The 25,947-nt window shown below is 40.4% G+C and carries 22 protein-coding genes and 1 pseudogene; 22 read left to right on the forward strand and 1 reads right to left on the reverse strand.

Features of this window, described 5'->3' with window-relative positions; all coding sequences use genetic code 11:
- The first annotated feature begins 166 nt into the window (after window positions 1–166).
- The 21 genes and pseudogenes from rpsU (at window position 167) to HUK45_RS04350 (ending at window position 22,096) form a co-directional block, all read left to right on the forward strand.
- Window positions 167–355 carry a 30S ribosomal protein S21 gene (gene rpsU, locus HUK45_RS04250; RefSeq protein WP_003716981.1) on the forward strand — a complete coding sequence of 63 codons (189 nt, stop codon included), beginning with the start codon at window positions 167–169 and terminating at the stop codon, window positions 353–355.
- A gap of 75 nt (window positions 356–430) precedes the next feature.
- Window positions 431–877 (forward strand): GatB/YqeY domain-containing protein, encoded by a 447-nt coding sequence (locus HUK45_RS04255; protein WP_191911233.1) that lies wholly within the window; start codon window positions 431–433, stop codon window positions 875–877.
- 21 nt (window positions 878–898) lie between these two features.
- On the forward strand, window positions 899–1,876 hold the full coding sequence (bsh, locus tag HUK45_RS04260; RefSeq protein WP_191911234.1) for a choloylglycine hydrolase: 978 nt from the start codon (window positions 899–901) through the stop codon (window positions 1,874–1,876).
- Window positions 1,877–2,077: 201 nt separating this feature from the next.
- Window positions 2,078–3,328, forward strand: coding sequence for an argininosuccinate synthase (locus tag HUK45_RS04265; RefSeq protein WP_191911235.1), 1,251 nt, complete (start codon window positions 2,078–2,080; stop codon window positions 3,326–3,328).
- Window positions 3,318–4,703 (forward strand): argininosuccinate lyase, encoded by a 1,386-nt coding sequence (gene argH, locus HUK45_RS04270; protein ID WP_191911236.1) that lies wholly within the window; start codon window positions 3,318–3,320, stop codon window positions 4,701–4,703. Before HUK45_RS04265 ends, argH begins: the two co-directional genes overlap by 11 nt.
- Before the next feature lie 127 nt (window positions 4,704–4,830).
- The gene (locus HUK45_RS04275) at window positions 4,831–5,865 is read left to right on the forward strand and encodes a PhoH family protein (protein WP_191911237.1); all 1,035 of its coding nucleotides are present in this window, start codon (window positions 4,831–4,833) and stop codon (window positions 5,863–5,865) included.
- Between the two features lie 3 nt (window positions 5,866–5,868).
- On the forward strand, window positions 5,869–6,348 hold the full coding sequence (gene ybeY, locus HUK45_RS04280; RefSeq protein WP_191911238.1) for an rRNA maturation RNase YbeY: 480 nt from the start codon (window positions 5,869–5,871) through the stop codon (window positions 6,346–6,348).
- Window positions 6,332–6,730, forward strand: a complete 399-nt coding sequence (locus HUK45_RS04285; protein WP_191911239.1) for a diacylglycerol kinase family protein — start codon at window positions 6,332–6,334, stop codon at window positions 6,728–6,730. Before ybeY ends, HUK45_RS04285 begins: the two co-directional genes overlap by 17 nt.
- A gap of 16 nt (window positions 6,731–6,746) precedes the next feature.
- Window positions 6,747–7,652 carry a GTPase Era gene (era, locus tag HUK45_RS04290; RefSeq protein ID WP_191911240.1) on the forward strand — a complete coding sequence of 302 codons (906 nt, stop codon included), beginning with the start codon at window positions 6,747–6,749 and terminating at the stop codon, window positions 7,650–7,652.
- An 18-nt stretch (window positions 7,653–7,670) separates the two neighbouring features.
- Complete coding sequence (recO, locus tag HUK45_RS04295; protein WP_191911241.1) at window positions 7,671–8,441, forward strand: DNA repair protein RecO; 771 nt, start codon at window positions 7,671–7,673, stop codon at window positions 8,439–8,441.
- Window positions 8,442–8,728: 287 nt separating this feature from the next.
- A complete protein-coding gene (gene glyQ / locus HUK45_RS04300; protein ID WP_191911242.1) occupies window positions 8,729–9,724 on the forward strand; it encodes a glycine--tRNA ligase subunit alpha in 996 nt (331 codons plus the stop codon).
- Between the two features lies 1 nt (window position 9,725).
- Window positions 9,726–11,801: a glycine--tRNA ligase subunit beta gene (gene glyS / locus HUK45_RS04305; RefSeq protein ID WP_191911243.1), complete on the forward strand. Its 2,076-nt coding sequence runs from the start codon at window positions 9,726–9,728 to the stop codon at window positions 11,799–11,801.
- A 138-nt stretch (window positions 11,802–11,939) separates the two neighbouring features.
- Window positions 11,940–13,829, forward strand: coding sequence for a DNA primase (gene dnaG, locus HUK45_RS04310; RefSeq protein ID WP_191911244.1), 1,890 nt, complete (start codon window positions 11,940–11,942; stop codon window positions 13,827–13,829).
- Window position 13,830: 1 nt separating this feature from the next.
- Window positions 13,831–14,973: an RNA polymerase sigma factor RpoD gene (rpoD, locus tag HUK45_RS04315; RefSeq protein ID WP_191911245.1), complete on the forward strand. Its 1,143-nt coding sequence runs from the start codon at window positions 13,831–13,833 to the stop codon at window positions 14,971–14,973.
- Between the two features lie 298 nt (window positions 14,974–15,271).
- Window positions 15,272–16,459, forward strand: a complete 1,188-nt coding sequence (locus tag HUK45_RS04320) for an aminotransferase class I/II-fold pyridoxal phosphate-dependent enzyme (RefSeq protein WP_191911246.1) — start codon at window positions 15,272–15,274, stop codon at window positions 16,457–16,459.
- A 243-nt stretch (window positions 16,460–16,702) separates the two neighbouring features.
- Complete coding sequence (locus tag HUK45_RS04325; RefSeq protein ID WP_328797152.1) at window positions 16,703–17,398, forward strand: tRNA (adenine(22)-N(1))-methyltransferase; 696 nt, start codon at window positions 16,703–16,705, stop codon at window positions 17,396–17,398.
- Window positions 17,398–18,237: a Nif3-like dinuclear metal center hexameric protein gene (locus HUK45_RS04330; protein WP_191911248.1), complete on the forward strand. Its 840-nt coding sequence runs from the start codon at window positions 17,398–17,400 to the stop codon at window positions 18,235–18,237. The genes HUK45_RS04325 and HUK45_RS04330 overlap by 1 nt, the downstream gene beginning before the upstream one ends.
- A gap of 2 nt (window positions 18,238–18,239) precedes the next feature.
- Window positions 18,240–19,473, forward strand: a pseudogene (pepT, locus tag HUK45_RS04335) (peptidase T).
- Window positions 19,474–19,713: 240 nt separating this feature from the next.
- Window positions 19,714–20,628, forward strand: coding sequence for a metal ABC transporter solute-binding protein (locus tag HUK45_RS04340; RefSeq protein ID WP_191911249.1), 915 nt, complete (start codon window positions 19,714–19,716; stop codon window positions 20,626–20,628).
- Between the two features lie 2 nt (window positions 20,629–20,630).
- Complete coding sequence (locus HUK45_RS04345) at window positions 20,631–21,299, forward strand: metal ABC transporter ATP-binding protein (protein WP_191911250.1); 669 nt, start codon at window positions 20,631–20,633, stop codon at window positions 21,297–21,299.
- Window positions 21,299–22,096: a metal ABC transporter permease gene (locus HUK45_RS04350; RefSeq protein ID WP_191911251.1), complete on the forward strand. Its 798-nt coding sequence runs from the start codon at window positions 21,299–21,301 to the stop codon at window positions 22,094–22,096. Before HUK45_RS04345 ends, HUK45_RS04350 begins: the two co-directional genes overlap by 1 nt.
- A 56-nt stretch (window positions 22,097–22,152) precedes the next feature.
- On the opposite strand, the gene HUK45_RS04355 is transcribed toward HUK45_RS04350, so the two are convergent.
- Window positions 22,153–22,359 carry a DUF2929 family protein gene (locus HUK45_RS04355; RefSeq protein ID WP_040531151.1) on the reverse strand — a complete coding sequence of 69 codons (207 nt, stop codon included), beginning with the start codon at window positions 22,357–22,359 and terminating at the stop codon, window positions 22,153–22,155.
- Window positions 22,360–22,477: 118 nt separating this feature from the next.
- Here HUK45_RS04355 and dnaE point away from each other — a divergent pair, with 118 nt between their 5' ends.
- The gene (gene dnaE, locus HUK45_RS04360; RefSeq protein ID WP_191911291.1) at window positions 22,478–25,828 is read left to right on the forward strand and encodes a DNA polymerase III subunit alpha; all 3,351 of its coding nucleotides are present in this window, start codon (window positions 22,478–22,480) and stop codon (window positions 25,826–25,828) included.
- Window positions 25,829–25,947: the final 119 nt, after the last annotated feature.

Genomic DNA, 25,947 nt, shown 5'->3' on the forward strand with positions numbered 1-25,947 from the left:
TTCAATGCAGAGATCAGATTAATATTATAGTAAGAAAATTTATCCTAAATATTTAGGAAGTAATATTGACACCCAGAATCTAATTGGTTACAATTGCTTTTGTAGTGAAAGAACGGGGTTATACCGTTCTAATACGTAACTTTAAGCTCGGAGGGAGGGAATCAACATGTCAAAAACAGTCGTTCGTAAGAATGAATCTTTGGATGACGCTCTTCGACGCTTTAAACGTACAGTTTCACGCAACGGAACTTTGCAAGAATACCGTAAACGTGAATTTTACGAAAAGCCAAGTGTAAAACGTAAGTTGAAATCTGAAGCGGCACGGAAGCGTAAGAACAAGCGCCGTCGTTATTAATTTTTTAACTCCTACCTCTCCATGTCAGGTGGGAGTTTTTTCATTTTAATTTTAGTCAAAGGAGCGAGCAGGATAATGAGTTTATTAAATGATCTAACTGCAGATATGGTTTCTGCTATGAAAAATCGTGATAAGGAAACATTGGTAACGGTCCGGATGTTGAAGGCTGCTGTTCAAAATGAACAGATTGAGCAAGGCCATGATTTAACTCCAGATGAAGAAGTTGCGGTAATGGCTCGTGAATATAAACAACGAAAAGAATCACTTGAGGAATTTGAACAAGCAGGGCGTCAAGATCTGGTTGACAAAACAAAGGCGGAAATGAAAGTTGTCGAAAAATATATGCCACAACAACTTTCTGCTGCTGATGTTAAGAAGATTGTTGATGAAACAATTAAGGCGGTTAATGCTTCTAGCATGAAGGATTTTGGTAAGGTTATGGGTGCTGTGATGCCTAAAGTTAAGGGACAAGCTGATGGTAAATTAGTTAACCAAACCGTTAAGGAAGAATTGAATAAGTAGCTTTATATTGGGATAAGAATTATGTGTACATCGATTATTTATACAGCTGGTGACAGCTATTTCGGTCGGAATCTTGATTTGGAAGTTTCTTTTGGCCAGGAAGTAGTTGTGACACCACGAAATTATCCATTTAAATTCCGCAAAGGACCATCGCTAGATCAGCACTATGCAATTACCGGGATGGCATTGGTTGAGGATGGTTATCCATTGTATTTTGATGGAGCAAATGAAAAAGGATTGGGAATGGCTGGTTTAAATTTTGACGGACCTTGCCATTATTTTCCGGAAGATCCAGCAAAGAATAACGTAACACCATTCGAATTTATCCCTTATATTTTAGGTCAATGTAAAACCGTTGTTGAGGCACGTAAACTACTTAGTAATTTGAACTTGGTTAAGATTGATTTCTCCGCAAAGCTCCACTTGTCACCGCTTCACTGGCTTATTGCCGATAAGTCCGGTGAGGCAATTGCGGTTGAGTCAACAACAGAGGGGTTAAAAGTTTACGATAATCCTGTCGGTGTTTTGACTAATAATCCTGAATTTCCTAAACAACTATTAAACTTGAGCAACTATCAAAGTGTTTCGCCGGATTATCCAAAGAACACTTTGATTCCTGAAGTTAAGCTCAATACGTATAGCCGTGGATTTGGTTCTCACTTTTTACCGGGTGGGATGGATTCAGGAAGTCGCTTTGTTAAAGAAGTCTTCACCAAAGCGCATGCTCCTAAGGGAAAATCAGAAATAGAAAATATTACTAATTATTTTCATAATCTGCATGCGGTTGAACAACAAAAGAGGCTCGATCAAGTAGCTCCTGGACAATTTGAATATACAATTTATTCTGACGGTATTAATCTAACTACAGGAACCTTTTACTATTCAACATATGGTAATAAACAAATTAATGCGGTCAAATTGGAAAAGGATCGGTTAGATCAAACTGAGTTAATGGAATACCCACTTCAGAATGAACAAGTGATTAATTTCCAAAATTAAATAATTAAGCAGAATTCCCTTCATTTAGGTTAGCAATTAGGTTCAGCTAGCTAAAATGAAGGGGATTTTTTATTCACTAAAATATACATAATAAATTATTATTTTTGAATAAAAATTGCTAATAAGTGATTTTTACTTGCTTTAAATTAATATCGAGTGTATATTTATTATCAATTTCTAAAATGGATGGAGGATATACAGATGACAAAAGAAAAAATTGTATTAGCTTATTCCGGTGGTTTAGACACTTCGGTTGCAATTGCGTGGTTAAAAAACAAGGGATATGACGTAATTGCATGTTGTATTGATGTTGGTGAAGGAAAAGATCTTGAAGCAATTAAAGAAAAGGGGAAGCAAGTTGGTGCATGGAAGTCAGTAGTAATTGATGCTAAACATGACTTCGCTGAACAATTTGTTTTGCCAGCGCTTCAAGCACACGCAATGTATGAGCAAAAGTACCCACTTGTTTCTGCACTATCCCGTCCATTAATCGTTCAAAAACTGGTGGCTGTTGCCCATGAATATGGCGCCACCGCAATTGCTCATGGTTGTACTGGTAACGGGAACGATCAAGTTCGTTTTGAAGCCGGTATTCATGCTCTTGCTCCAGAAATGAAAATCGAGGACCCAATTCGTGATTGGCATTGGTCACGGGAAGAGGAGATCCAATACGCCAAGGATAATAATATTCCGGTTCCAATTACTAAGGCTAGCCCATATTCAATTGATGAAAATCTCTGGGGTCGGGCAAATGAATGTGGAATTCTTGAAGATCCATGGGCTGCTGCACCAGCTGATGCGTACGACCGAACAGTAGCGATTGAGGATGCTCCTGATACCCCGACAACAATCGAGATTAGTTTTGAAGAAGGAGTTCCAACAGCTATTGATGGTGAGAAGTTGCCGCTTGATGAATTGATTATGAAATTAGATCACCTTGCTGGTAGTCATGGAATTGGTCGAATTGATCACGTTGAAAACCGGTTGGTCGGGATTAAGTCACGGGAAATCTATGAATGTCCGGCAGCAACTGTATTACTGGCCGCTCATAAAGATTTGGAAGACCTAACCTTAGAGCGTGAACTAGCCCACTTCAAGCCAATTGTTGAACAAAAAATGAGTGAGATTATTTATAACGGCCTTTGGTACTCACCGTTAATGAAGTCGCTAGTTGCTTTTATTGACCAGGCACAAGCAGTTGTCAATGGTGTTGTTCGGGTAAAGCTATTTAAGGGGAACGTAATTTGTGAAGGACGGAAGTCACCTAACTCGCTTTATGATAAGAATCTAGCTACATATACTTCAGCAGATGAATTCGACCAAGAAGCAGCTACTGGGTTTATCAAGCTATGGGAACTTCCCGATAAGGTCTATGCCCAAGTTCAGCAAAAAGCATTGGCAACAAAGCAAGATCAAATTGATAATAAAGGTGTGACTGCTGATGTCAATTAAGCGAATGTGGGGCGGCCGGTTTGAAGAAGCCGGTGATGACTTTATTAACAATTTTGGTGCGTCAATTGGATTTGATCAGGAGATGGCCGAGGAAGATATTCATGGTTCACTGGCTCATGTAAAGATGTTAAAAGCAACTAATATTCTCTCAGAAAATGACGCTGACCAAATTATTACTGGTTTAGAAAAACTTGAACAGAAGTTACACCAAGGTAAGCTAACGTTTTCAGTTGATAATGAAGATATCCATATGAATATTGAAGCATTACTAACTGAAGAGATCGGTCCTGTAGCGGGGAAACTCCATACTGGGCGGAGCCGAAATGATCAAGTGGCAACAGATTTACATTTATACGTTAATGAACGCTTGCCGTTAGTTATTCAGGCTTTACGCAGTTTGCAACGGGTTTTAGTTGCCAAGGCCGAAGAAAATGTGGAGACAATTATGCCCGGTTATACGCACATGCAACATGCCCAACCAATTTCTTATGGACATTACTTGATGGCATATTTTCAAATGTTTCAGCGGGACATTGAACGGTTTGAATTTAATAAACAGCATACAAGTATTTCACCGCTAGGAGCTGCCGCTTTAGCAGGGACAACTTTTCCAATTGATCGTGAACTAAGCTCTCAATTATTAGGTTTTAACCAGCCATATGCTAATTCGTTAGATGCAGTTTCGGATCGTGACTTTGTCTTAGAATTCTTGAGTAATGCTAGTATTCTTATGATGCATCTGTCTCGCTTGTGTGAAGAGATTATTTATTGGTGCAGCTATGAATTTAACTATATTGAGTTAGCGGATGAATATTCGACTGGGAGCTCAATTATGCCCCAAAAGAAGAACCCTGATATGGCTGAATTGATTCGGGGAAAGAGCGGTCGTGTTTATGATGATCTGGTTGGCCTTTTGACGACAATGAAGAGCTTGCCATTAGCGTACAATAAAGATATGCAAGAGGATAAGGAAGGCATTTTTGATGCCGTTAAAACAATTCTCCCTTCAACTAAAATTATGACTGGAATGGTAAAAACGTTACATGTCCATAAGGCACGGATGGAACATGCAACTCATAATGATTTTTCTAACGCTACTGAGCTTGCTGACTACTTAGCAACTAAGGGCATTCCGTTCCGTCAGGCGCACGAAATTGTTGGGGAGTTAGTTCTTCAAGGATTAAAGACGGGGACTAACCTCAGCGACATTCCGTTAAACAAATACCAGAAAATTAATTCAAAAATTCAGGAGGATGTTTATGAATGCCTGAAACCCAAAGTGGCTGTAAAACGTCGACAGTCGCTTGGAGGAACAAGCTTTACCCAAGTACATGAACAAATTAAGCAGGCTAAAGAACTTCTTGCTAATCATTAGCCATTGTTTGCTTAAAGGAATAAAATAGCCAAAGAATGATTTTAACGATGAGTCATCCTTTGGCTGTTTTTGTTATGATATAATGTGCTAAGGATCTACTTATATTAACTAAGAGGAGCTATTTTAATTGGTAGAAAATAACGAAGAAATTGAGCAAACATTTCAAATCAGTAGTCCAGAATCCGAGGTTGCTTTATTAGGGATTCAAGATAAATTCGTCTCCTTGTATGAACAAGGAATGAATGTTACCGTTAACCCCTTTGGCGACAATTTAAGGATCAAGGGATTACCTGAGGATGTTAAATTAACTGCAGATGTTTTCCATGCTTTACTGAATTTAAGCGAACAAGGGATTCACCTTCATAGTACGGATATTGTTAGTGCAATGAAGATGGCCCATCGAGGAACGCTAGATTACTTTGCCGACCTTTATAGTGAAACAATTATTCGGGATCGTCGTGGGCGTTCCATTCGAGTGAAAAATTTTGGTCAACGCCAGTACGTTAACGCTATTAAACACAACGATATTACTTTTGGGATTGGCCCAGCTGGTACCGGGAAAACTTACTTAGCCGTAGCAATGGCGGTGGCTGCACTTAAGCGTGGCGAAGTTGAACGGATCATTTTGACCCGGCCAGCGGTTGAAGCGGGCGAAAGTCTTGGCTTCCTCCCGGGGGACCTTCAGGAAAAGATCGATCCATACTTGCGGCCAATTTATGATGCACTGAATGATATTTTTGGCGCGGATCATACTCAACGCTTAATGGAACGGGGAGTAATTGAGATTGCAACGCTGGCTTATATGCGTGGCCGAACTTTAGATGGCGCTTTTGTTATTCTTGATGAAGCACAAAATACCACTAATGCACAAATGAAGATGTTCTTAACCCGACTGGGATTTGGTTCAAAAATGGTAGTCAATGGTGATATTTCCCAAATTGATTTACCACATGGCACCCGGAGCGGCTTGGTAAGCGCAAAACGAATTTTGAAGGACATTAAGTCAATTAAATTTGTTCAATTTACGGCAGAAGACGTTGTTCGCCATCCCGTTGTCGCCCGGATTATCAATGCTTACGAAACCAATGCAACAAAACGGTTAATTAAGCGGGATGAGGAAACGGAAGCGGCAACGAAGAAGAAGGCCGAGGAAAAGGATTAACTTATGGAATTAGAAATATTTGATCATACTTCAGAAAAGGTTAGTACAGCCCATATTGAATTAATAAAAAAGCTACTTGATTTTGCGGGAAATAAATTAAAGTTAGCGGATGATACTGAAATTTCAGTAACCTTAGTCAATAACCCTGAAATCCGGGAATTAAATTCTCAATATCGGCACGTTGACCGGGCAACTGATGTATTGAGTTTTGCTGCTGAGGAATCTGGTGATGAAACACCAATTATTTTGGAACCTGAATTAGCAGCTGAATTACCGGTAAATCTTGGCGATATCTTTATTTCAATTGATAAGGTTGCCGAGCAAGCTAAGTTTCTCGGTCACTCGTTTGACCGAGAACTGGGTTTTCTTGTTGTCCATGGCTTCCTTCATTTAAATGGTTATGATCATGAACAGCCGGAGGACGAAAAGAAAATGTTTACATTACAACGGGAGATATTGGATCAGTATGGTCTCGAAAGATAATCGGCAAACAGAGAAAAATCATCACTTGATTCAGGCAATGGGACACGCGATGGACGGTATTTTTGATGTGATTTCACAAGAGCGAAATATGCGTTATCACCTTGCAGCCGCGATCGTAGTTATTATTTTCGGCTTCCTGTTGCGGGTTGATCGGTTGGAATGGTTGTGGCTTCTTCTTGCGATCCTAGTTGTCTTTTCGGCTGAATTTTTGAACACGGTTACTGAAGCTGTAACAGATTTACTTGGTGAGCATCACTACGATGTTAATGTTAAGAAGGCGAAGGATGTCGCTGCAGGAGGCGTGTTAATTACTGCAGTATTTGCTGTTTTAGTGGGACTAATTATCTTTTTACCAAGGATAATAAAGTTACTAGGTTATTAGAAAGGAAGAAGAAAGAATGGATAATCCAAATTATAAGTCCGGCTTTGTTGCTTTGATTGGACGACCGAATGTTGGTAAATCAACGTTTTTGAATTATGTGGTTGGTCAAAAAGTTGCAATTATGAGTAATGTTGCCCAGACAACCCGGAATAAGATCCAGGGAATTTATACTACTGATGACGCTCAAATAGTGTTCATTGATACTCCCGGAGTTCATAAACCACAAACAAAACTCGGTGACTTTATGGAAAAGTCCACTTTGTCAGCTCTTGATGAAGTAGATGCCGTATTGTATCTGGTTTCAGCTACTGAGGATCGTGGTCCAGGGGATGACTTTATTATTAACCGGTTGAAAAACGTTAAACAGCCAATTTTCTTGGTAATTAATAAGATTGATCAAATTAATCCAAATGACTTGCCAGAGATAACTGCGCAATATAAAGATGCGTTGCCATTTGCTGGAATTTACCCAATCTCAGCCCTTCAGGGAAATAATGTTAACCCACTAATTAATAAGCTAATTGAAACGCTTCCTAATGGTCCGCAATATTACCCTAGCGATCAAATTAGTGATCACCCCGAGCGGTTTGTAATTGCGGAAATGATTCGGGAAAAGGTCTTTGAATTAACTCGCCAGGAAGTTCCTCATTCAGTGGCAATTGACGTGACCTCTGTTAAACGTGAAGATGATGAGCATGTTCACATCTCTGCCAATATTATTGTTGAACGCCCCGGACAAAAGGGGATTATTATTGGTAAAAAGGGACAAATGCTGAAGAAGATCGGTACCAAGGCCCGACAAGATATTGAACATCTTTTGGGTGATAAGGTTTTCCTTCAATTATGGGTAAAGGTTGTTCCAGATTGGCGAGATAAATCAGCAATGCTTAAAGACTATGGTTACCGTAATAAAGATTATTAATTGAAGGGATGAGCCCCAATGAGTCGGATTACCACTGATTTTAGGGGAATAGTAATGTTTCGCCGTGATTACCGTGAGCGGGATCTCCTAGTAAAAATCTTAACTGATAAAATTGGCCCGGCAATGTTCTTTGTTAAGGGAGCCAAAAAGCGCGGTTTTCGGTTGGCTGCAGATATTTTGCCCTTTACTCATGGTGAATATATTGGTTCATTAACTGATAACGGCTTAAGTTTTATTAACACTGCAAGTGATACTAGTCAGTATCGCTCCATTGCCACTGATATTAGTAAAAATGCATATGCGACATACATATTAGCGTTAGTCGACAGTGCATTTCAGGACGGTCAGGGAATTGGCGGCTGGTTTAACCAGGTTGCTGCAGCTCTTGAACTAATTAACAGCGGCCTTGATGAACAAGTAATTGCAAATGTGATTGAAACACAATTACTTGTTCGCTTTGGGGTTGCCCCAACCTGGGATCATTGTGTTGTTTGTGGCCGTGATGATTTGCCGCTGGATTTTTCTGAGCAGTACGGTGGAATGCTTTGTCGAAATCATTGGCATCTTGACGAGCGACGGTTACACCTCGATCAACGGATGGTTTATTATTTGCAACGGTTTTCAACCTTAAACCTTCAAAAACTCAATTCCATTAAGATTAATCCCGCAACAAAACGACGGTTACAATTCGTGCTGGACTCGTTGTATGACAATGAAGTCGGCTTGAATTTAAAAAGTAAAAAATTTATTCGTCAAATGGGGCAGTGGGAAGAGAAATTAAAAAAATAGTGATTTAGTAATTGACATTTAGAAAATGTTTATCTATCATAAGTCACGTATAAAAATATATTTACAGCAACGACAAAGAAAAAGCTAATGACGGTTAATGTGGAGCGACAGAGGGAGAGTGCAAGCCTTTGAGTTAGCCTATTAGTGGGGCACTTTAGCAGCTGTATTAACTGAGCTGTTTTGTAGTAATACAAAAAAGCAGGGTGGAACCGCGAAATTAATTCGTCCCTGTAGAAATTAGTCGCAGACTAGTTTCTACAGGGACTTTTTTGAAAGGAAGAGTCGATATGTCTGATAAGTTAAGTGTTCAAGATATTATATTTACACTTGAAAAGTACTGGGCAAAACAAGGTTGCATGTTAATGCAGGCTTATGATAATGAAAAAGGTGCCGGAACAATGAGTCCATACACCTTTTTACGAGCAATTGGTCCTGAACCATGGAATGCTGCTTACGTTGAACCATCACGACGTCCTGCTGATGGTCGTTATGGTGAAAACCCTAACCGCTTGTACCAACACCACCAATTCCAAGTAATCATGAAGCCGTCTCCTGATAATATTCAGGAGCTTTACTTAGGAAGTTTACGTGAATTAGGAATCGATCCACTTGAGCACGATATTCGCTTTGTTGAAGATAACTGGGAAAATCCTTCAATGGGGTGTGCTGGTGTTGGTTGGGAAATTTGGCTTGATGGGATGGAAGTTACCCAATTTACCTATTTCCAAGTAGTTGGTGAATTACCAATGAATCCAGTGGCGGCCGAAGTTACTTATGGCCTTGAACGATTAGCTGAATATATTCAAAATGTTGATTCTGTTTACGACCTCGAATGGGCAGACGGGGTTCTCTATGGCGATATCTTTAAGGAACCAGAATACGAGCATTCAAAGTATGCCTTTGAAGAGAGCAACCAGGATATGTTGCTAGCAGAGTTCAATAATTATGAGACTGAGGCAAAGCGCCTAATTAAGCTTGGTTTGGTTCATCCTACATATGATTATGTTCTTAAATGCAGCCATACTTTTAACTTATTAGATGCTCGTGGTGCAGTTTCCGTTACGGAACGTGCCGGTTACCTTCACCGGATTCGGATCATGGCTAAGTCAATTGCCAAGGCCTTTGTTGAAGAACGACGTAAACGGGGCTTCCCACTTATCCATGATGAAAAGCTTCGGCAAAAGACCTTAGACGAGTACACAAAGAAAGCAGAAAAGGCTAAGCAGCGGGCTGCAAAGCAAGCTGCTAAAAAAGCAAAGCAAGCTCAAAAGGGGGACAAGTAACATGGCTAACTCATACTTATTAGAAGTCGGTGTTGAAGAAATGCCTGCCCATGTGGTAACGCCAAGTATTAAGCAGCTCCATGAACGGGTAGCTAATTATCTTAAGGAACAACGGATTTCCTTTGACGAGATCCAGGAATTCGCAACCCCACGGCGACTATCATTGTTAATTCATGAACTAAGCGACAAGCAACCGGATGTTGATGAATCCGTAAAGGGTCCCGCAAAGAAGATTGCTCAAGATGCAGACTGCAATTGGACTAAGGCCGCAATCGGCTTTACTCGTGGACAAGGTGCATCAGTAGACGATATTGAGTTTAAAGAAGTTAAGGGTGTTGAATATGTCTTTGTTGAAAAGCATATCAGTGGTAAGCCAGTAGCTGAAGTCCTTCAAGGACTACCAGACGTAATTACTTCAATGAACTTCCCAACCTTGATGAAGTGGGGATACAATAACCAGCAGTTTATCCGACCAATTCGCTGGTTGGTTTCTCTTTTGAACGATCAAGTAGTTCCATTTAAGATTCTTGATGTTGAAGCGGGACGGACTACTCGTGGTCACCGCTTCCTTGGCCATGAGGTTGAACTAAACCAAGCAACTGATTACGAAAAGGCCTTGCATGATGATTTTGTGATTGCTGATCAGACAAAGCGTAAGCAGTTAATTGAGGAACAAATTGATAAGATTGTTTCTGCTAATGATTGGGTAATTGATAAGGATCCGGATTTACTAGAAGAAGTTAATAACTTAGTTGAATGGCCAACCGCTTTTGCTGGCTCATTTGACAAAAAGTACCTGGTTCTTCCAGATGCTGTTTTAATTACTTCAATGAAGGACAACCAACGGTTCTTCTATCTTCGTGATCACGAGGGGAATCTCTTACCAAACTTTATTGCAGTTCGTAACGGTAATACCGATTACCTAGAAAACGTGATTAAGGGGAACGAACGGGTCTTGGTACCTCGTTTGGAAGATGCAAAATTCTTCTATGAAGAGGACCAAAAGATTAGTATTGATGAATACGTTGAACGATTAAAGCGGGTTAGTTTCCACGATAAGATCAGTTCGATGTACGATAAGATGCAACGGGTTGCCGTAATTGCAGCAGTTCTTGGTAACCGATTGAACTTTAGTGATGAAGAATTAGCTGATCTTGATCGGGCAGCACATATTTATAAGTTTGATTTAACAACTCAAATGGTTGGTGAATTTGCTGAATTGCAAGGTGTAATGGGTGAAATCTATGCTAAGCTCTTTGGTGAAAAGCCGGCTGTTGCTCAAGCAATTCGGGAACATTACATGCCGGTTTCAGCTGAAGGGGATCTACCTGAGAGTAAGGTTGGCGCTGCTTTAGCAATTGCTGATAAGCTTGATAGTATTATGAGCTTCTTTGCTGTTGACATGATTCCAAGCGGCTCCAATGATCCATATGCATTACGCCGTCAAGCGTTCGGGATTGTGCGGATTATTGCTGACCGGAATTGGCATTTGCCACTATTGAATATCCAACCGGAAATCATTAAGGGCTTTAATGAAGCTGGGCTTGATGTCGATATTGATATTAGTAAGAATGCGGCCCAGGTTCGCTCCTTCTTTATGGATCGAATTCACCAGTTATTGAGTGGTCAACACATGAAACATGATGTGATTGATACTGTTACTGATACTCAATCTGATGATATTGAAAACGTTCTGGACGCTGCAAAGACAATCAAAGCCCATCATGATGATGAAAACTTCAAGGGTGTTGTTGAAGCATTAACTCGGGTATTACGGATTGCTAAAAAGGGGAATGATGACTCTTCTGTAAAGGTTGACCCAGGTTTATTCCAAAATCCATCAGAACAGAAACTTTATGATGCCGTTAATGACTTAGTTGATAAGAATGCACAGAGGACGGTTGATGATAACTTTGCTGCTCTGCGGTCATTAGCACCGATTATTAGTGAATACTTCGATGAAAACATGATCATGGATAAGGATGAAAGCGTAAAGAATAATCGTTTGACTCAGCTAGGAATTCTTGCTCGGCAAACGTACTTAATTGGTAACTTGGATAAACTAATTGTTAAATAAGCCTTTTTGATTGTATTATTGATGACTTGTGGTATCATATATATTAGTTAATTTTGGCTAAATAGTTATGGAGGTCGCATTCCGCAGGGGTTGCGGCCTTTCGTAGCTGTTCTAGTATCAGTGGGGGGGTGTCAGCTAGTGGCAAGAATACCATCAGAGGTCATCGATCGAATTCGTAATTCCGTAGATATTAGTGATGTAATTGGTCACTATGTGCAATTGCACCAATCAGGAAAGGGATTTGTTGGCCTTTGTCCATTTCATGAGGAGCAGACTCCTTCTTTTTCCGTTAATGAACAGAAACAATTTTTTTACTGTTTCGGTTGTGGCCGTGGCGGAAACGTGTTCCAATTTTTAATGGAATTAAAACACATTCCATTTACCGAAGCCGTTGCCGAAGTCGCCCAACTGGCGAATGTCGATCTACCTTCACAATACCTCAATAATGGTGAGCAAAATACCCGTCAAGAGAATAATACCCCTAATGGTAAGTTGATGGTAATGCATGAAGAGACTGCAAAACTATATCATCATATCCTAATGAACACTCCTGCCGGTGCTCAAGCATTAAAGTATTTGAAAGGGCGGGGGATGACCGATGAACTAATTAATGACTTTAATCTCGGCTTTGCCCCGGAACAACGAATTTTGAAGCCTTTTTTGGAGCAAAAGATCAATGATTACCAGTTGTTACGTAAATCAGGTCTTTTTGTAGAAGATAATAATGGTGGTCTTCATGACCGGTTTGTCGACCGGGTAATGTACCCACTTCGTAATCAGAATGGTCGTGTGATCGGTTTTTCTGGGCGAGTAATTGGGAAGGTGCCCGCAGAAACGCCTAAGTATTTAAATAGTCCTGAAACACCAATTTTTAATAAGCGGCGAACCCTCTTTAATTTTGATATTGCTCGCAAGGAGGCCCGAGGAACATCAAAAATATACCTGTTTGAAGGGTTTATGGATGTTATTTCTGCTTATAGTGCTGGTGTTAAGAATGGTGTTGCCTCGATGGGGACGAGTCTGACTGAAGAACAGGTTGGCATTCTCGGTCGGGCAGTTAGACAAGTCGATATCTGCTATGATGGTGATTCTGCTGGTCAGAATGCGATTGATCGCGCAGTGACGCTTTTTCGCGATCACCAGCCACAGGGAATGCAATTGCGTGTCGTTCAATTACCAGCAGGAATCGATCCAGATGAATATGTTCAACAAAACGGTGCTGATAAGTTTGCTAAGTATTTAGTTGATCAAGAGGAAACGCCAGTTGATTTTTATTTACGTTTTTATCGGTTAAATAAGAATCTTAACAACCAAACCGAGTTAATTTCGTACTTAGAACAATCCTTAAAACTGCTAGCCACTCTTTCATCGTCACTGGAACAAGACATGTACCTTACGCAGCTTGCTAAGGAGTTTGATCTTGATAAGGCGACGTTAAAAAGTCAATTACAAGATATTAGTCGGCAATTAGGGAGAAGAAATCGCCACTCGCAACCAGCAGCGTTACTGCAAAATGATGGGAGCCCCGCGGCAATTTCGGTGGTACCGTCTAGCTCGCCAGCACCACAACGGAATCCAATTAAGCGCACTGAATTAGCAGAGCAATTACTACTAAGGTACATGTTCCATGATCAGGAAGTCTGGGATCATGTAGCGGCAATAAATGATTTTCACTTTGCACATGAACGCTATCAAACGTTATACTTATTAGCGGAGAGTTATTTTTCTGAGCATGGAGAGTATTCAGCTGCCGGGCTAATGGATTACCTGAAAGAAGATAGCTTGCGTTCAACTCTTGGTCAAATTGAGCAGCTAAACGTTGATGATGTAGTTAATATGCAACTTATTGATGATTGTGTTCAATTGATTCAGGAGCAAATTCCCCTGTCACAAAAGATCAAAGAATTACAATCGCAGATTAGAGAGGCTAGTTCATTGAATAACAGTGAATTAGCAACCCAGTTAACAATGAAGTTAATAAAACTTTTAAAGAAGCAACAAGAATTAAAAGCGGAGGAGACCAATTAATATGGCAAAAAGTAAAAAGAAAGAAATCGTCATTTCAAATAGTGATAACTTCGATCAAAAAAAGTACGATACCGCTGTTGGTAAGTTAATTCGTACTTACAAGAAGCGCAAACACATTAAGTATGATGAGCTGACCGAACTTGTTGCTAAACCATTTGAACTGAATGCTGATGGAATTGACAACTTACTCCAAAACGTTGAAGATTCAGGAATTAGTGTTGTTGATGAAAATGGTGATCCTGATCCGCGGGCATTAAAAGCTACCGAAAAGCTGTCCCAAAAAGCGATGAAGGATACCTCTGCTCCCACTGGGGTAAAGATTAATGACCCAGTACGGATGTACCTGAAGGAAATCGGTCGGGTAAACCTGTTAAGTGCTGACGAAGAAGTTGCCCTTGCTCTCCGGATTGAGCAAGGTGATGAAGAAGCAAAGCAAGAACTTGCTGAAGCCAACTTGCGGTTAGTTGTTTCTATTGCTAAGCGGTATGTTGGGCGAGGAATGCAGTTCCTTGATTTGATCCAGGAAGGTAACATGGGGTTAATGAAGGCCGTTGAAAAGTTTGATTACCGGCGTGGCTTTAAGTTCTCAACCTATGCTACTTGGTGGATTCGTCAAGCGATTACCCGGGCCATCGCTGATCAAGCTCGGACTATTCGGATCCCAGTTCATATGGTAGAAACAATCAATAAATTGATCCGGATCCAGCGTCAACTACTTCAGGATTTGGGACGGGAACCACTTCCAGAAGAAATTGGTGCTGAAATGGATATGCCGACTGAAAAGGTAAGAAATATTCTTAAGATTGCCCAAGAACCGGTTTCCCTTGAAACACCAATTGGTGAAGAGGATGACTCACACTTGGGAGACTTTATTGAGGATCAGGATGCAACTAGTCCAGCCGATCATGCTGCTTATGAAATGATGAAGAAGCAGCTGGAAAATGTTCTTGATACATTAACCGATCGGGAAGAAAATGTTCTTCGGCTTCGCTTTGGTCTTGACGATGGTCGTACTAGGACACTTGAAGAAGTTGGAAAAGTCTTTGGTGTTACCCGTGAACGGATTCGGCAAATTGAAGCAAAGGCCTTGCGGAAGTTGCGCCACCCATCTCGTTCAAAGCAATTAAAGGATTTCCTTGAGTAAATTAAGTAAGATTGATAGATAAACGATAGAGCGCGTGTGAGAGAAGATTTTCTCACCGCGCTCTATTAAGTTCTAGTTACCAGGAAATCGTACCAAGACTTATCAATGATAATTAAGACTTTATTTTATTAATTGTTTTTCATCAAATACCTATTAAATTAAATAATTCTAAGAAAAAGATTAAAAGGTGCTTGACTTGGGCATATGTTCCACAGTACACTTAAATTGTTTAAGTTTTAAGGATTTAAACTTAATTATATTTATAATGTTCAATTGTTAACAAGGAGGAACCATTATAATGCCAAAGTTGTCATCAGACTTAACAGGTACTATTAACCATAAATTAGCTGCAACATCGCCTTCTGGAATCCGGGCATTTGATCGCTCAGTTTCTAATATTCCCGGAATCATTAAGTTAACTCTTGGTGAACCGGATATGAATACCCCTGAACATGTTAAGCAAGCTGCAATTAAGAGTATTCAAGATAATGATTCCCACTATGCACCACAAATGGGGAAGCCAGAATTGCTTGAAGCAATCTCTAAGTATGTTGAACGGACTCGTGGCGTTAAATACGATCCTGAAAGTGAAATTGTGGTAACCGTTGGTGCAACAGAAGCATTAGCATCAACTCTTTTTGCTTTATTAAATACTGGTGATAAGGTAATTATCCCAACACCAGTATTTGCACTTTACTTCCCATTAGTAGCAATGACCGGTGCTACCCCAATTCAAGTTGACACTTCAGCAGACGGCTTTGTGCTGACTCCCGAAAGACTTGAAGAAGTATTGCAAAAGGAAGGTCATGGTGCGCGGGCAGTTCTTCTAAACTACCCAAGTAACCCTACTGGTCGTGAATATCCTCAGGAAACTTTGGCGGGGTTAGCTAAGGTAATGACAAAGCATCACTTGTACGCGATTGCGGATGAAATATATAGTGATCTTGTTTACGGGGTTAAACATTATTCGTTAACTTCAATGATTCCGGAACGAACAATTTTTATTTCAGGGCTATCGAAGTCACATGCAATGACTGGTTATCGTCTAGGATATGTGGCTGGTCCTCAAGAGATTATGAGCAGTATTGGTAAAATGCACGCCTTCTTGGTAACAACTGTTACTGATAATGTTCAGGCAGCAGCCGTTGAGGCACTTAATAATGGTCAGGAAGATCCAGTTGAATTCCGTAAGACCTATGAAAAGCGTCGTGACTTTGTGACTGCAGGACTACGTGATCTTGGCTTTGAAATGTCAACGCCAGAAGGAGCATTCTATATCTTTGCTAAGATTCCAGAATCATTTGGTAAGGACGATGTTAAGTTTGCTACTGAATTAGCTCATCAAGCAAAGGTCGGCGTTACTCCCGGGAGTGCATTTGGTGCTGGGGGCGAAGGCTATGTTCGTCTTTCATATGCTTCCTCTGATGAGGATCTTCATGAAGCCCTTAATCGGATTGGTAAGTTTGTAAAAGAATTGAATAATTAATAATTAGGTTGAAATTTAATGGGGAGGGGGGAGCGTGATAGAAGTCATTTATGACTTCGCTTTCATGCCCCGCGACCGCAAATAGGGTTCCAGAGTTCGGCTATACCGGGCACTGGAACCCATTTGCGTACCGCATTGTTCGTGTTTGGGCTTGGTAAAAGTCCTTATGTCACAGTTCCCTCCTCTTTGGTTAAACATTTGCTATACTTAATGTATAAAGAAATGTTGAGAGGAAATGGTATAGTGGATGCACAAAATTTATCCCAGCGGTTAACAACTGTTGCTAAATTTGTCCCTCAAGGCGCACGAGTAGCCGATATTGGGTCAGATCATGGCTACTTGCCAGCAGCATTAGCACTGCAAGGTCAGATTGAATACGCAGTTGCTGGTGAAGTTGTAAGGGGGCCTTATGAAAATGCAGTTAGTGAGATTAAGAAGTTAGATTTAGCAAAGATTATCCAAGCACGACTAGCTGATGGGCTAGCAGCAATTAAAGATAGTGATCGAATCGATACAATTACAATTGCTGGGATAGGCGGGGCATTAATTACCCAAATTCTTGATGCTCATCCAGAAAAATTAATAGGGGTAACTCGATTAATTTTACAGCCGAATGTTGGTGAGGCCCGTTTAAGAGAATGGTTAATGAACCATCAATTTCAAATTATGGCTGAAAGAATGGTTGCTGAAGATGGTCATATTTATGAAGTAATTGTTGCTGAGCCGTCAATTGTTCCGTTTCGTTATAGTAAGTATGAGTTAACTTTTGGACCGTTTTTGCTTGAACAGCGTTCTCCCGTATTTGCCCAAAAGTGGCAAAATGAATTGCAGCGGCAAGAGAATGTTCTCCAGCAAATTAAACGAGCTAGTAAACCACCAGTTGCTAAAATTAAGCAACAGGAGAAATACATTAGCTTGATAAGGGAGGTCCTCAATTAATGACGACAGGAAATGAATTAATTCAGCGCTTTGAACAATTTGCGAGTCCGCAACTTGCAGAAAGCTGGGACAATCCCGGATTGCAATTAGGGAATCCTGATCGGCCAATTAAACGGTTGATGACGACTCTTGATGTTCGGCCAGAAGTTGTCCATGAAGCAATTAAGCAAGATGTTGATTTTATTTTTGCTCACCACCCGGTAATGTTTCATCCAGCAAAAAATCTGGATACCCGAATTCCGCAGAATGAAATGTATGCGCAGCTACTTAATCATGGAATTACGGTGTATGCTGCCCATACTAATTTGGATACGGCTAATGGGGGGATGAATGATTGGCTAGCAGCTAGATTACGGTTAACTAATCTGGAACCGCTTGTTGAAGCCGGCATTGATCCTGTATCTGATCAACCAGTTGGGATGGGAAGAATTGGAACCTTAAATGGCTTGATGACCGCCAAAGAATTTGCCCGATACTGTATGCGAATTTTCAATGTTAATGGGCTACGGTGGGTAGCTGCACCAACAGATCTGGATAAACCGATTCACCGGGTCGCGGTTCTTGGTGGTGCTGGTCAAGACTTTTGGCAAGTCGCCGTTGATAAGGGGGCGGATGCTTATGTTACTGGTGATGTGACCTACCATTTTGCCCATGACATGGTTGCCAATCATCTAATGGTAATCGATCCAGGACACCACATTGAGGCGATCTGTGAACCGCAATTGGCAAAACTTTTTAACCAGTGGAAACAGGAAAATAATTGGGATTTCACAATTGTACAAAATCAGCTGAATACTGATCCATTTAATTTTATGGTTAATAATGAAGGGAAGAATTAATAATGACAGAAGAAAAATATGAAGGTTTATTACCACGCTTCTTAAAGTATGTAAAGACAGAAACCCGTTCTAATCCTGATTCAGATACTGTTCCTTCTGACCCTAAGGAAACGGCATTCTTAAATGAATTAGCAGCAGAATTAAAAGATTTAGGATTAAGTGATGTTCATATTAATCCGCAATGTTCATACGTTTACGCTACGATTCCAAGTAACTTAGACCATGATGTTCCAACAATTGGCTATATCTCACATGTTGACACAGCGGATTTTAATGCCCATAATGTTAACCCACAAATTGTTGAAGATTATGATGGTCAGAGTGATATTCAACTTGATGAAGATGGTAACTATGTTTTATCAACTGCAGAATTTCCTAATTTGAAGAATTACCAGGGTGATACGTTAATTACTACTGACGGTTCAACTTTATTGGGTGCCGATGATAAGTCAGGAGTCGCCGAAATTGTGACAATGGCGGCTTATTACAAGAAGCATCCAGAAGTTAAGCATGGTGAAATCAAGATTGGCCTTGGCCCTGATGAAGAAATTGGTACGGGTGCTGACCACTTTGACGTTGATGATTTTGGCGCTGACTTTGCTTATACTGTTGATGGCGGTCCATTAGGCGAATTAGAGTATGAAACCTTTAACGCTGCCCAAGCGGAAATTGAAATTTCTGGGAAGGATGTTCATACCGGAGTTGCTAAGGGAACGATGGTTAATGCCATCCAGGTTGCAATCGATCTCCACAATAGTTTGCCAGCGCATGAACGGGCTGAAAGAACAGAGGGTCGTGAAGGGTTCTTCCACCTCTATAAATTTGACGGCAGCGTTGATCATGCACGCATGGTTTACCTTATCCGTGATCATGATCGAGAAACTTTTGAAGAACGGAAGCATTTATTAGAACGGATCGTTGATGGTTTGAATACTGAGTTAGGCAGTAAGCGAATCAATATGAACTTGTACAATCAGTACTATAACCTCAAGGATGCTTTAAAGGGGAAGATGGAGTCAGTTGAAATTGCCAAAAAGGCGATGGAAGACTTGGATATTAAGCCAGTAATCTATCCAGTTCGTGGTGGTACTGATGTCTTATAAGGGCTTGCCAACACCAAACCTGTTTGCTGGTGGAGAAAATATGCACAGTCGTTTCGAATATGTTTCCCTGCAAACAATGGAAAAGGCACTAGATGTTCTTCTTAAGATTAATGAATTAAATAGTTTGAACTAATGAATATTCGTTGAAAATTAAAATGACGGCTAACACATTAACATAAATAATGGGCTTCAGTAATCGGTAAAACTGAAGTGTAGACATTTTATTAAATCTTAATTAATGGATTGATTCCGATATTCAACCGGAGTCAATCCTTTTTTATTAATTATTCAGTTTAACCTTGCATTTAAACGAATAGTTCGGTAAGATATCAATTGTTCTTAATAGTAATTATTACTCTTAAAGGGAGAAACAATGAAGAGATATTTTATCGGTGTGGGGTGTCTAGTTAGTCTATTACTAGTCGTTTTAGTCTTATCTTGTATCCCGTTTAAAACGCACAATGTTGATAAAAAGCCAATCCAAGTAGTTACTAGTCTTAATTTTTATGGGGAAGCAGCTCAGCAGGTTGCCGGAAAGTACGGTAAGGTAACATCAATCATTGATAATGCCTCTGTTGATCCTCATGACTACCAGCCAGGAACTGCTCAGGCAAAGCAAGTAGGAACTGCCAATGTGGTGGTCGAGAATGGCTTAGGTTATGATGAGTGGTTGAACAAGATTGTTAAATCTAGTAGTCATCGTCAGGCCCGAAAAGTGATTAATGTTGGTCAACTAATGGGAAAACATTCAGGTGATAATGAGCATCTATGGTATGAACCAGCAACGATGAAAAGATTAGCCAAACAATTAGCTAATCAATATAGTAAACTCGATCCAGCTCACCGTGATTACTATCAGAGAAATGCCCAAAAGTATATCGATTCTTTGAAGCCATTAGATCAAGAAATCGCGAAAATTAAGGCAAACGTTAATCCGGGAAATAATAAGGTTGCGGTTAGTGAGCCGGTCTTTGATTATTCATTAGCTGCGCTTGGTTATCAGATAGTGGATCAGCATTTTGAAAAAGCGATTGAAGATGGTAATGATCCATCGCCACACGATATTCAACAATTACAATCTGCAATAAAGAACCATGAGATCGCTTTTTTTGTTGAGAATTATCAAACTAGTGATCATGTTGTTAATGGATTAGTAAAGTTAGCCCGTGAAAACCATGTTCCGGTGCTTAAGGTAACGGAGACTAAACCAAATGGTGCGAAAAATTATCAGGAGTGGATGCTTTCACAGTACCGGAATCTTTCACGAATTCAGCAGGGAGAAAAGTAAAAATGTCAATTGTTACAGTTAATGATTTAACGGTTGCCTATGGTAATCATCAAGTGATCGATAACTTGAGCTTTAATATTAACCAGGGAGATTTTTTGGTAGTTATCGGGGAAAATGGAGTTGGTAAAACAACCCTTGTTCGCTCAATGCTAGGCTTTATTAAACCACAAAAAGGTGAAATAATAATTAGTCCGCAAACCAAAATTGGCTATGTTCCGCAATTCCGTAATATTGATCAGGAATACCCGCTTTCAATTCGTGATTTCATTGCGTTAAACGTTCGCCATAGTTTTCTCCCGTGGTTGAGAATAAGTGAACGCCAACGGGTGGACGAAATAATTAGTCAAACTAACTTACAAAAGATTGCTGACCGACCGTTGGGGTTAGCGTCTGGTGGCGAAAAGCAGCGGGCATATTTAGCTCAAGCGTTGCTGCCCAAACCTGGATTATTAATTCTTGATGAGTCAACAGCTAGTTTGGATAATGAAATGAAGTATGAATTATTGGATCTTGTTACTCGCTTTCAACAACAGGGGTTGAGCGTAATGTTTGTTACCCACGATTGGGAATTAGCTCAGCACTACGGAACTCGTTTCCTTCAAATGACCGGGGATGGCTATTTGACAGGTCCAATTAATGAACTTCCTCACCCGGAAAAGGAGGCTGAGTAATGTTAACGCTTAGTTTTATGCGCCATGCCTTTGTTGCTAGTACCTTTATTGCAATAGTTAGTGGTTTTGTCGGTGTTTTTGTTGTTGCCAGGAACCTTTCCTTTTTGACTCATACTTTGTCGGAAATCGGTTTTGCCGGGGGCGCATTTGCTGTCTTTATTGGCTGGCCGGTCTTAAATGGAATGATCCTTTTCACAATGCTTAGTTCAATTCTGGTTGGTCAAATGAGTATTAAAGAATCGCGCCGTGAAGCAGTAACGAGTGCGGTTTCCGCTCTTTTTATTGGCTTAGGGATCCTATTCCTTTCTCTAAGCAGTAAAAATGCTAGTTCAGCGACTAATATTCTATTTGGGAGTGTTGTCGGGATTAATTTGGGTGAAGTCCAGCAATTGATTTGGTTATCAATCGTTGTCCTGATGGTAATCTTTATTACTTATCGACAGTTGAAGTTCACCTCGTTTGATGCGATTGGTGCGCGGGTAAGTGGCCTTAATGCTACACTATATTCAGTTATTTTCTTAATCATTTTAGCGTTGAGTGTGAGTGTGGCAGCGCAGATAGTTGGTTCACTATTGATTTTTATTCTATTAACTCTTCCAGCAGCTAGTGCTAAATATTTCACTCATGGAGTTACTAGAATGATTGGCCTGGCGATCCTCTTTTCCCTTTTAGGAACTTGGCTGGGATTGTTTCTTGGCTATTTAACCAATTGGCCAGTTAGTTTCTTTATTGCCGTGATTGAAGTTATGATTTATTGTTGCGCTTTAACTAAGCAAAAACTTAGCGGGGCGGCATAATAAAAAGAACCAGGGAAGTTAACTTCCCTGGTTCTTTTTATTAGTTCTTTTAGGAATTAGTTTTTTGATGGATCAGCTTTTCGTGTGATGAAGTATACACAGTTAGCGGCAACTAAACCGAATACAACGGCCAAAATACCAGTGAGTAGGTAATCTGGGGTCATTGTTTCTAGTTGACTATCAATGTAAGCTAAGATCTCACCTAAAATGAGAGCAATGACACCAGCACCGATGTTTGCTTCTAATAGTTTCACTCGGAACATCTCCTTGTCCATCTCAATTAAAATAATTTTAACACTTACTAAATAATCTCGCTAGCCTTTCACAGCATAATTTAACGACATTTGTTATAATTTCTTAAAGAAAGGGGGATGAATGAAGGTGGATTTTGTACCGCTCCAAGTAAAAAGTAGCTTTTCCCTGTTAAGAAGCCCGATTCGCATTGCTGAACTAGTCACAACCGCAAAAGAACGCGGTTACTCTGCAATTGCATTGACCGATAAGAACGTATTATACGGGGCAATTGATTTTTATAACGCTGCTAAAGAAGCAGGCATTAAGCCAATAATCGGCTTGCAATTAACGATTACGTTAAACAATGTTGACGGGACAAACTTAGAATTACTATTTTTAGCGAAAAATCGTTCAGGTTACCAAAATTTAATGGAGCTTTCCACTCGTCAACAAACAAGCGATCGCGATACGCTTCCGTTAACTTTTGAACAAATCAAACCGTTTCTTTCATCACTATATGTTATTATTCCGCCACAATCGACAGTTTTTAGCTGGTTAAAAGCTGAGGATGCAGTCGTTAATCTTCTTCATGAGAGTACTGACCAGGATAGTCTCCTTTTAGGAATTAATCCCCAATTAGACCAAATTCAGCGCTCAACATTGACCCAACTAGCAGCAGGTCATTCTTTACCATTAGTAGGGGTCGGCACAGTTGAATATTTGAATGCCGATGATCTATTTGCCAGTAAAGTCCTCCAGGCGATTGATGCTAATACTCAGTTGGAAAACGTTGAAGTAAAAGCTAAAGAACTTGGAAAGAACTACCTTCAACCCCAGTCAGATATTTTAACGGCCTACCAAGCAGCTAATCTTGAGCAAGCGGCTGAAAGAACGGTTGAAATTGCAACAAAGTGTAATATTGACTTTGAATTTAAGCAGCCAATTCTTCCGCACTTTGATACGCCAACCGGGAAATCTTCTGCTGAATATCTTCATTATTTGTGCATTGAAGGACTAAAAAAACGGCAGATTGCGCCAGGGCTAAAATTAACTGACTACCAACAGCGGTTAGCTAAAGAACTAAAAGTAATTCACGAAATGGGATTTGATGACTATTTCCTGATCGTTTGGGACGTAATGCGGTTTGCTCACCGGACAAAAATTACAACAGATCCAGGAAGGGGATCAGCCGCAGGATCATTAGTAGCCTATGCTTTAGCAATAACTGATATTGATCCGCTGCAATATAATCTTCTGTTTGAACGTTTTCTTAATCCTGAACGAGCTCAAATGCCGGATATTGATCTTGATATCCCAGATAATCGACGGAGCGAGGTTCTTGAATATGTCCACCAAAAGTATGGACACAGTCGGGTAGCTCAAATTATTACTTTTGGGACGCTAGCCGCTAAGCAGGTTATTCGTGATGTGAGTCGGGTTTTTGGATTAAATCGTTACGCAATCAATGAATTAACGGGGGCACTTCCCCATGGGTTACACATTAGTCTGGCAGGAAGCTTGAAAGAATCCCAGCGGTTACGCAACCTTTTGAATGATCACCCAGAATATCGGTTACTATACCGAGTAGCACAAAAACTGGAAGGCCTTCCTCGTCATTACTCAATTCATGCGGCGGGAATTGTTTTATCTGAGAAGCCGCTTCATGAAATTGTCCCTCTGCAGAACGGAAGTGAAGGGTTATTGATGACTCAATTCCCCAAGGACACCGTGGAAGCATTAGGACTATTAAAAATGGATTTCCTAGGTTTACGCAACCTTTCAATAATGGATAATAGCTTGAAATTAATCCGTCAGCGAAATCCACAGTTTGATCTTTCAAAGATCTCATTAGCAGATTCTAAAACGTTGGCTCTTTTCCAAAAAGGCTTAACTGATGGTGTATTTCAATTTGAGTCAGCGGGAATTAGGGAAGTATTAGTTAATCTTCATCCTGACAGTTTTGAAGATATTGTTGCGGTCAACGCGCTTTATCGACCTGGTCCGCTTGAAAATATTCCTCACTTTATTGCGCGTAAACAGGGGAAAGAGAGTTATCAGTTACCTGATTCATCACTAGAGCCAATCCTAGGAGCAACGTATGGCATCTTAGTCTACCAAGAGCAAGTAATGCAACTGGCGTCGGTAATGGCGGGATTTAGTTTGGGTGAAGCCGATCTGCTGCGTCGTGCGATGAGTAAGAAAAAGCGTGCGACAATGGAGGGGATGCGGACTAAATTCATGAAGGGCGCCCAAGCAAATGGTTACTCAGCGGACTTGGCAAAACGGGTTTTTGACTACATTGACCAGTTCGCAAACTATGGTTTTAATCGGTCACATGCGGTTGCATACTCAAAGATGGCTTTCCAAATGGCTTACCTAAAAGCTAATTATCCTGCTGAATTCTTTACTGCGTTGATGAATGCTGAACCGAACGTTGAAAAATTAAAGATGCATGTTCAGGATGCCCGTCGTTCTGGTGTTGAGCTAGTTGGCCCTCGGATTAATGAAAGTCAGCAGCAGTTTTCGCTGCACCAGAATCAATTATTTTTCGGCTTGACCGCTATTAAGGGGCTTCGGCGCGACTTTATTCGTGAAATTCTACAGGAACGACAACAAAATGGTCCCTATAAGGATATTCGTAATTTCATTTCCCGCTTAGCTAGCAAATGGCAAAAACCGGAATTAATTGCACCGCTGATTTATGCGGGTGCATTCGATGATCTCGGCTATAATCGTGCTGAAATGATTGATGCATTACCAATGTTAATTTCCGGGATTCAATTATTTAGTAGCACCAATGAATTAGAAACAGATCCGGAATTGCAGTCTACAATTACTGCCCGTCAAGAGTATCCATTAACAGAGCGCTTGGCAAGGGAAAATGAATATTTGGGGGTCTATCTTTCAGGACACCCAGTGACCCAGTATCAAGATCTAGCAATTAAGTACCGGGTTCAGCCGGCAAGTCAGCTTCGTCCCGGCCAAACTGTTACAATATTAATGTTAATTAACCGGGTTAAAACAATTCATACTAAAAAGGATCACCGTCAAATGGCATTCCTATCAGGGACAGATCAGACTGGCGAAATCGAGGCCACGGTCTTTCCACGACAATATACCCGATATCAATCATTACTGAATAGCAACCAGGTAGTAATGATTAACGGACATACGGAGCAACGTGAGGGCCATGGTCTTCAGGTAATTGTCGATCAGATTCGAGACGCTAATGAATTGCGTCAACGACAACGGCACACCCAACAGCGGTGGTTTTTGCGAATTATGCCAGAAAATGATAATCAGCAGGTTCTCCAACGACTTTATCGGTTTATGACATCTCATCGGGGCCCTATTCCAGTGATTATTTATTATCCAGAAAATGATCAAAAAAAGATGCAACCACAATCACGGTGGTTGAATTCGCAAGTTGAAACGCGTCAGGGACTGGTGAAAATCCTTGGTAAGGATAATGTGGTTCTTAAGCGAAGCCCTCAATGAGTTAAAAAATTAAGAGTTAATGAGATTTATTAAATGATAGCGTTTTCTTGATATCTTTTCACAAAAAAGTACAGACACAGATTTTAAAAAGTGCTATCATAAGGCTGTGCAAATGAGGT

It is taken from the genome of Limosilactobacillus urinaemulieris (assembly GCF_014838745.1).
Classification (GTDB): Bacteria; Bacillota; Bacilli; order Lactobacillales; family Lactobacillaceae; genus Limosilactobacillus; species Limosilactobacillus urinaemulieris.

Excerpts from the sequence above, each read along its gene's own strand:
- rpsU (WP_003716981.1), top strand. The coding sequence starts at position 167 with ATGTCAAAAACAGTCGTTCGTAAGAATGAATCTTTGGATGACGCTCTT.
- HUK45_RS04255 (WP_191911233.1), top strand. The coding sequence starts at position 431 with ATGAGTTTATTAAATGATCTAACTGCAGATATGGTTTCTGCTATGAAA.
- bsh (WP_191911234.1), top strand. The coding sequence starts at position 899 with ATGTGTACATCGATTATTTATACAGCTGGTGACAGCTATTTCGGTCGG.
- HUK45_RS04265 (WP_191911235.1), top strand. The coding sequence starts at position 2,078 with ATGACAAAAGAAAAAATTGTATTAGCTTATTCCGGTGGTTTAGACACT.
- argH (WP_191911236.1), top strand. The coding sequence starts at position 3,318 with ATGTCAATTAAGCGAATGTGGGGCGGCCGGTTTGAAGAAGCCGGTGAT.
- ybeY (WP_191911238.1), top strand. The coding sequence starts at position 5,869 with ATGGAATTAGAAATATTTGATCATACTTCAGAAAAGGTTAGTACAGCC.
- HUK45_RS04285 (WP_191911239.1), top strand. The coding sequence starts at position 6,332 with ATGGTCTCGAAAGATAATCGGCAAACAGAGAAAAATCATCACTTGATT.
- era (WP_191911240.1), top strand. The coding sequence starts at position 6,747 with ATGGATAATCCAAATTATAAGTCCGGCTTTGTTGCTTTGATTGGACGA.
- recO (WP_191911241.1), top strand. The coding sequence starts at position 7,671 with ATGAGTCGGATTACCACTGATTTTAGGGGAATAGTAATGTTTCGCCGT.
- glyQ (WP_191911242.1), top strand. The coding sequence starts at position 8,729 with ATGTCTGATAAGTTAAGTGTTCAAGATATTATATTTACACTTGAAAAG.
- glyS (WP_191911243.1), top strand. The coding sequence starts at position 9,726 with ATGGCTAACTCATACTTATTAGAAGTCGGTGTTGAAGAAATGCCTGCC.
- rpoD (WP_191911245.1), top strand. The coding sequence starts at position 13,831 with ATGGCAAAAAGTAAAAAGAAAGAAATCGTCATTTCAAATAGTGATAAC.
- HUK45_RS04320 (WP_191911246.1), top strand. The coding sequence starts at position 15,272 with ATGCCAAAGTTGTCATCAGACTTAACAGGTACTATTAACCATAAATTA.
- HUK45_RS04330 (WP_191911248.1), top strand. The coding sequence starts at position 17,398 with ATGACGACAGGAAATGAATTAATTCAGCGCTTTGAACAATTTGCGAGT.
- HUK45_RS04340 (WP_191911249.1), top strand. The coding sequence starts at position 19,714 with ATGAAGAGATATTTTATCGGTGTGGGGTGTCTAGTTAGTCTATTACTA.
- HUK45_RS04345 (WP_191911250.1), top strand. The coding sequence starts at position 20,631 with ATGTCAATTGTTACAGTTAATGATTTAACGGTTGCCTATGGTAATCAT.
- HUK45_RS04350 (WP_191911251.1), top strand. The coding sequence starts at position 21,299 with ATGTTAACGCTTAGTTTTATGCGCCATGCCTTTGTTGCTAGTACCTTT.
- HUK45_RS04355 (WP_040531151.1), bottom strand. The coding sequence starts at position 22,359 with ATGTTCCGAGTGAAACTATTAGAAGCAAACATCGGTGCTGGTGTCATT.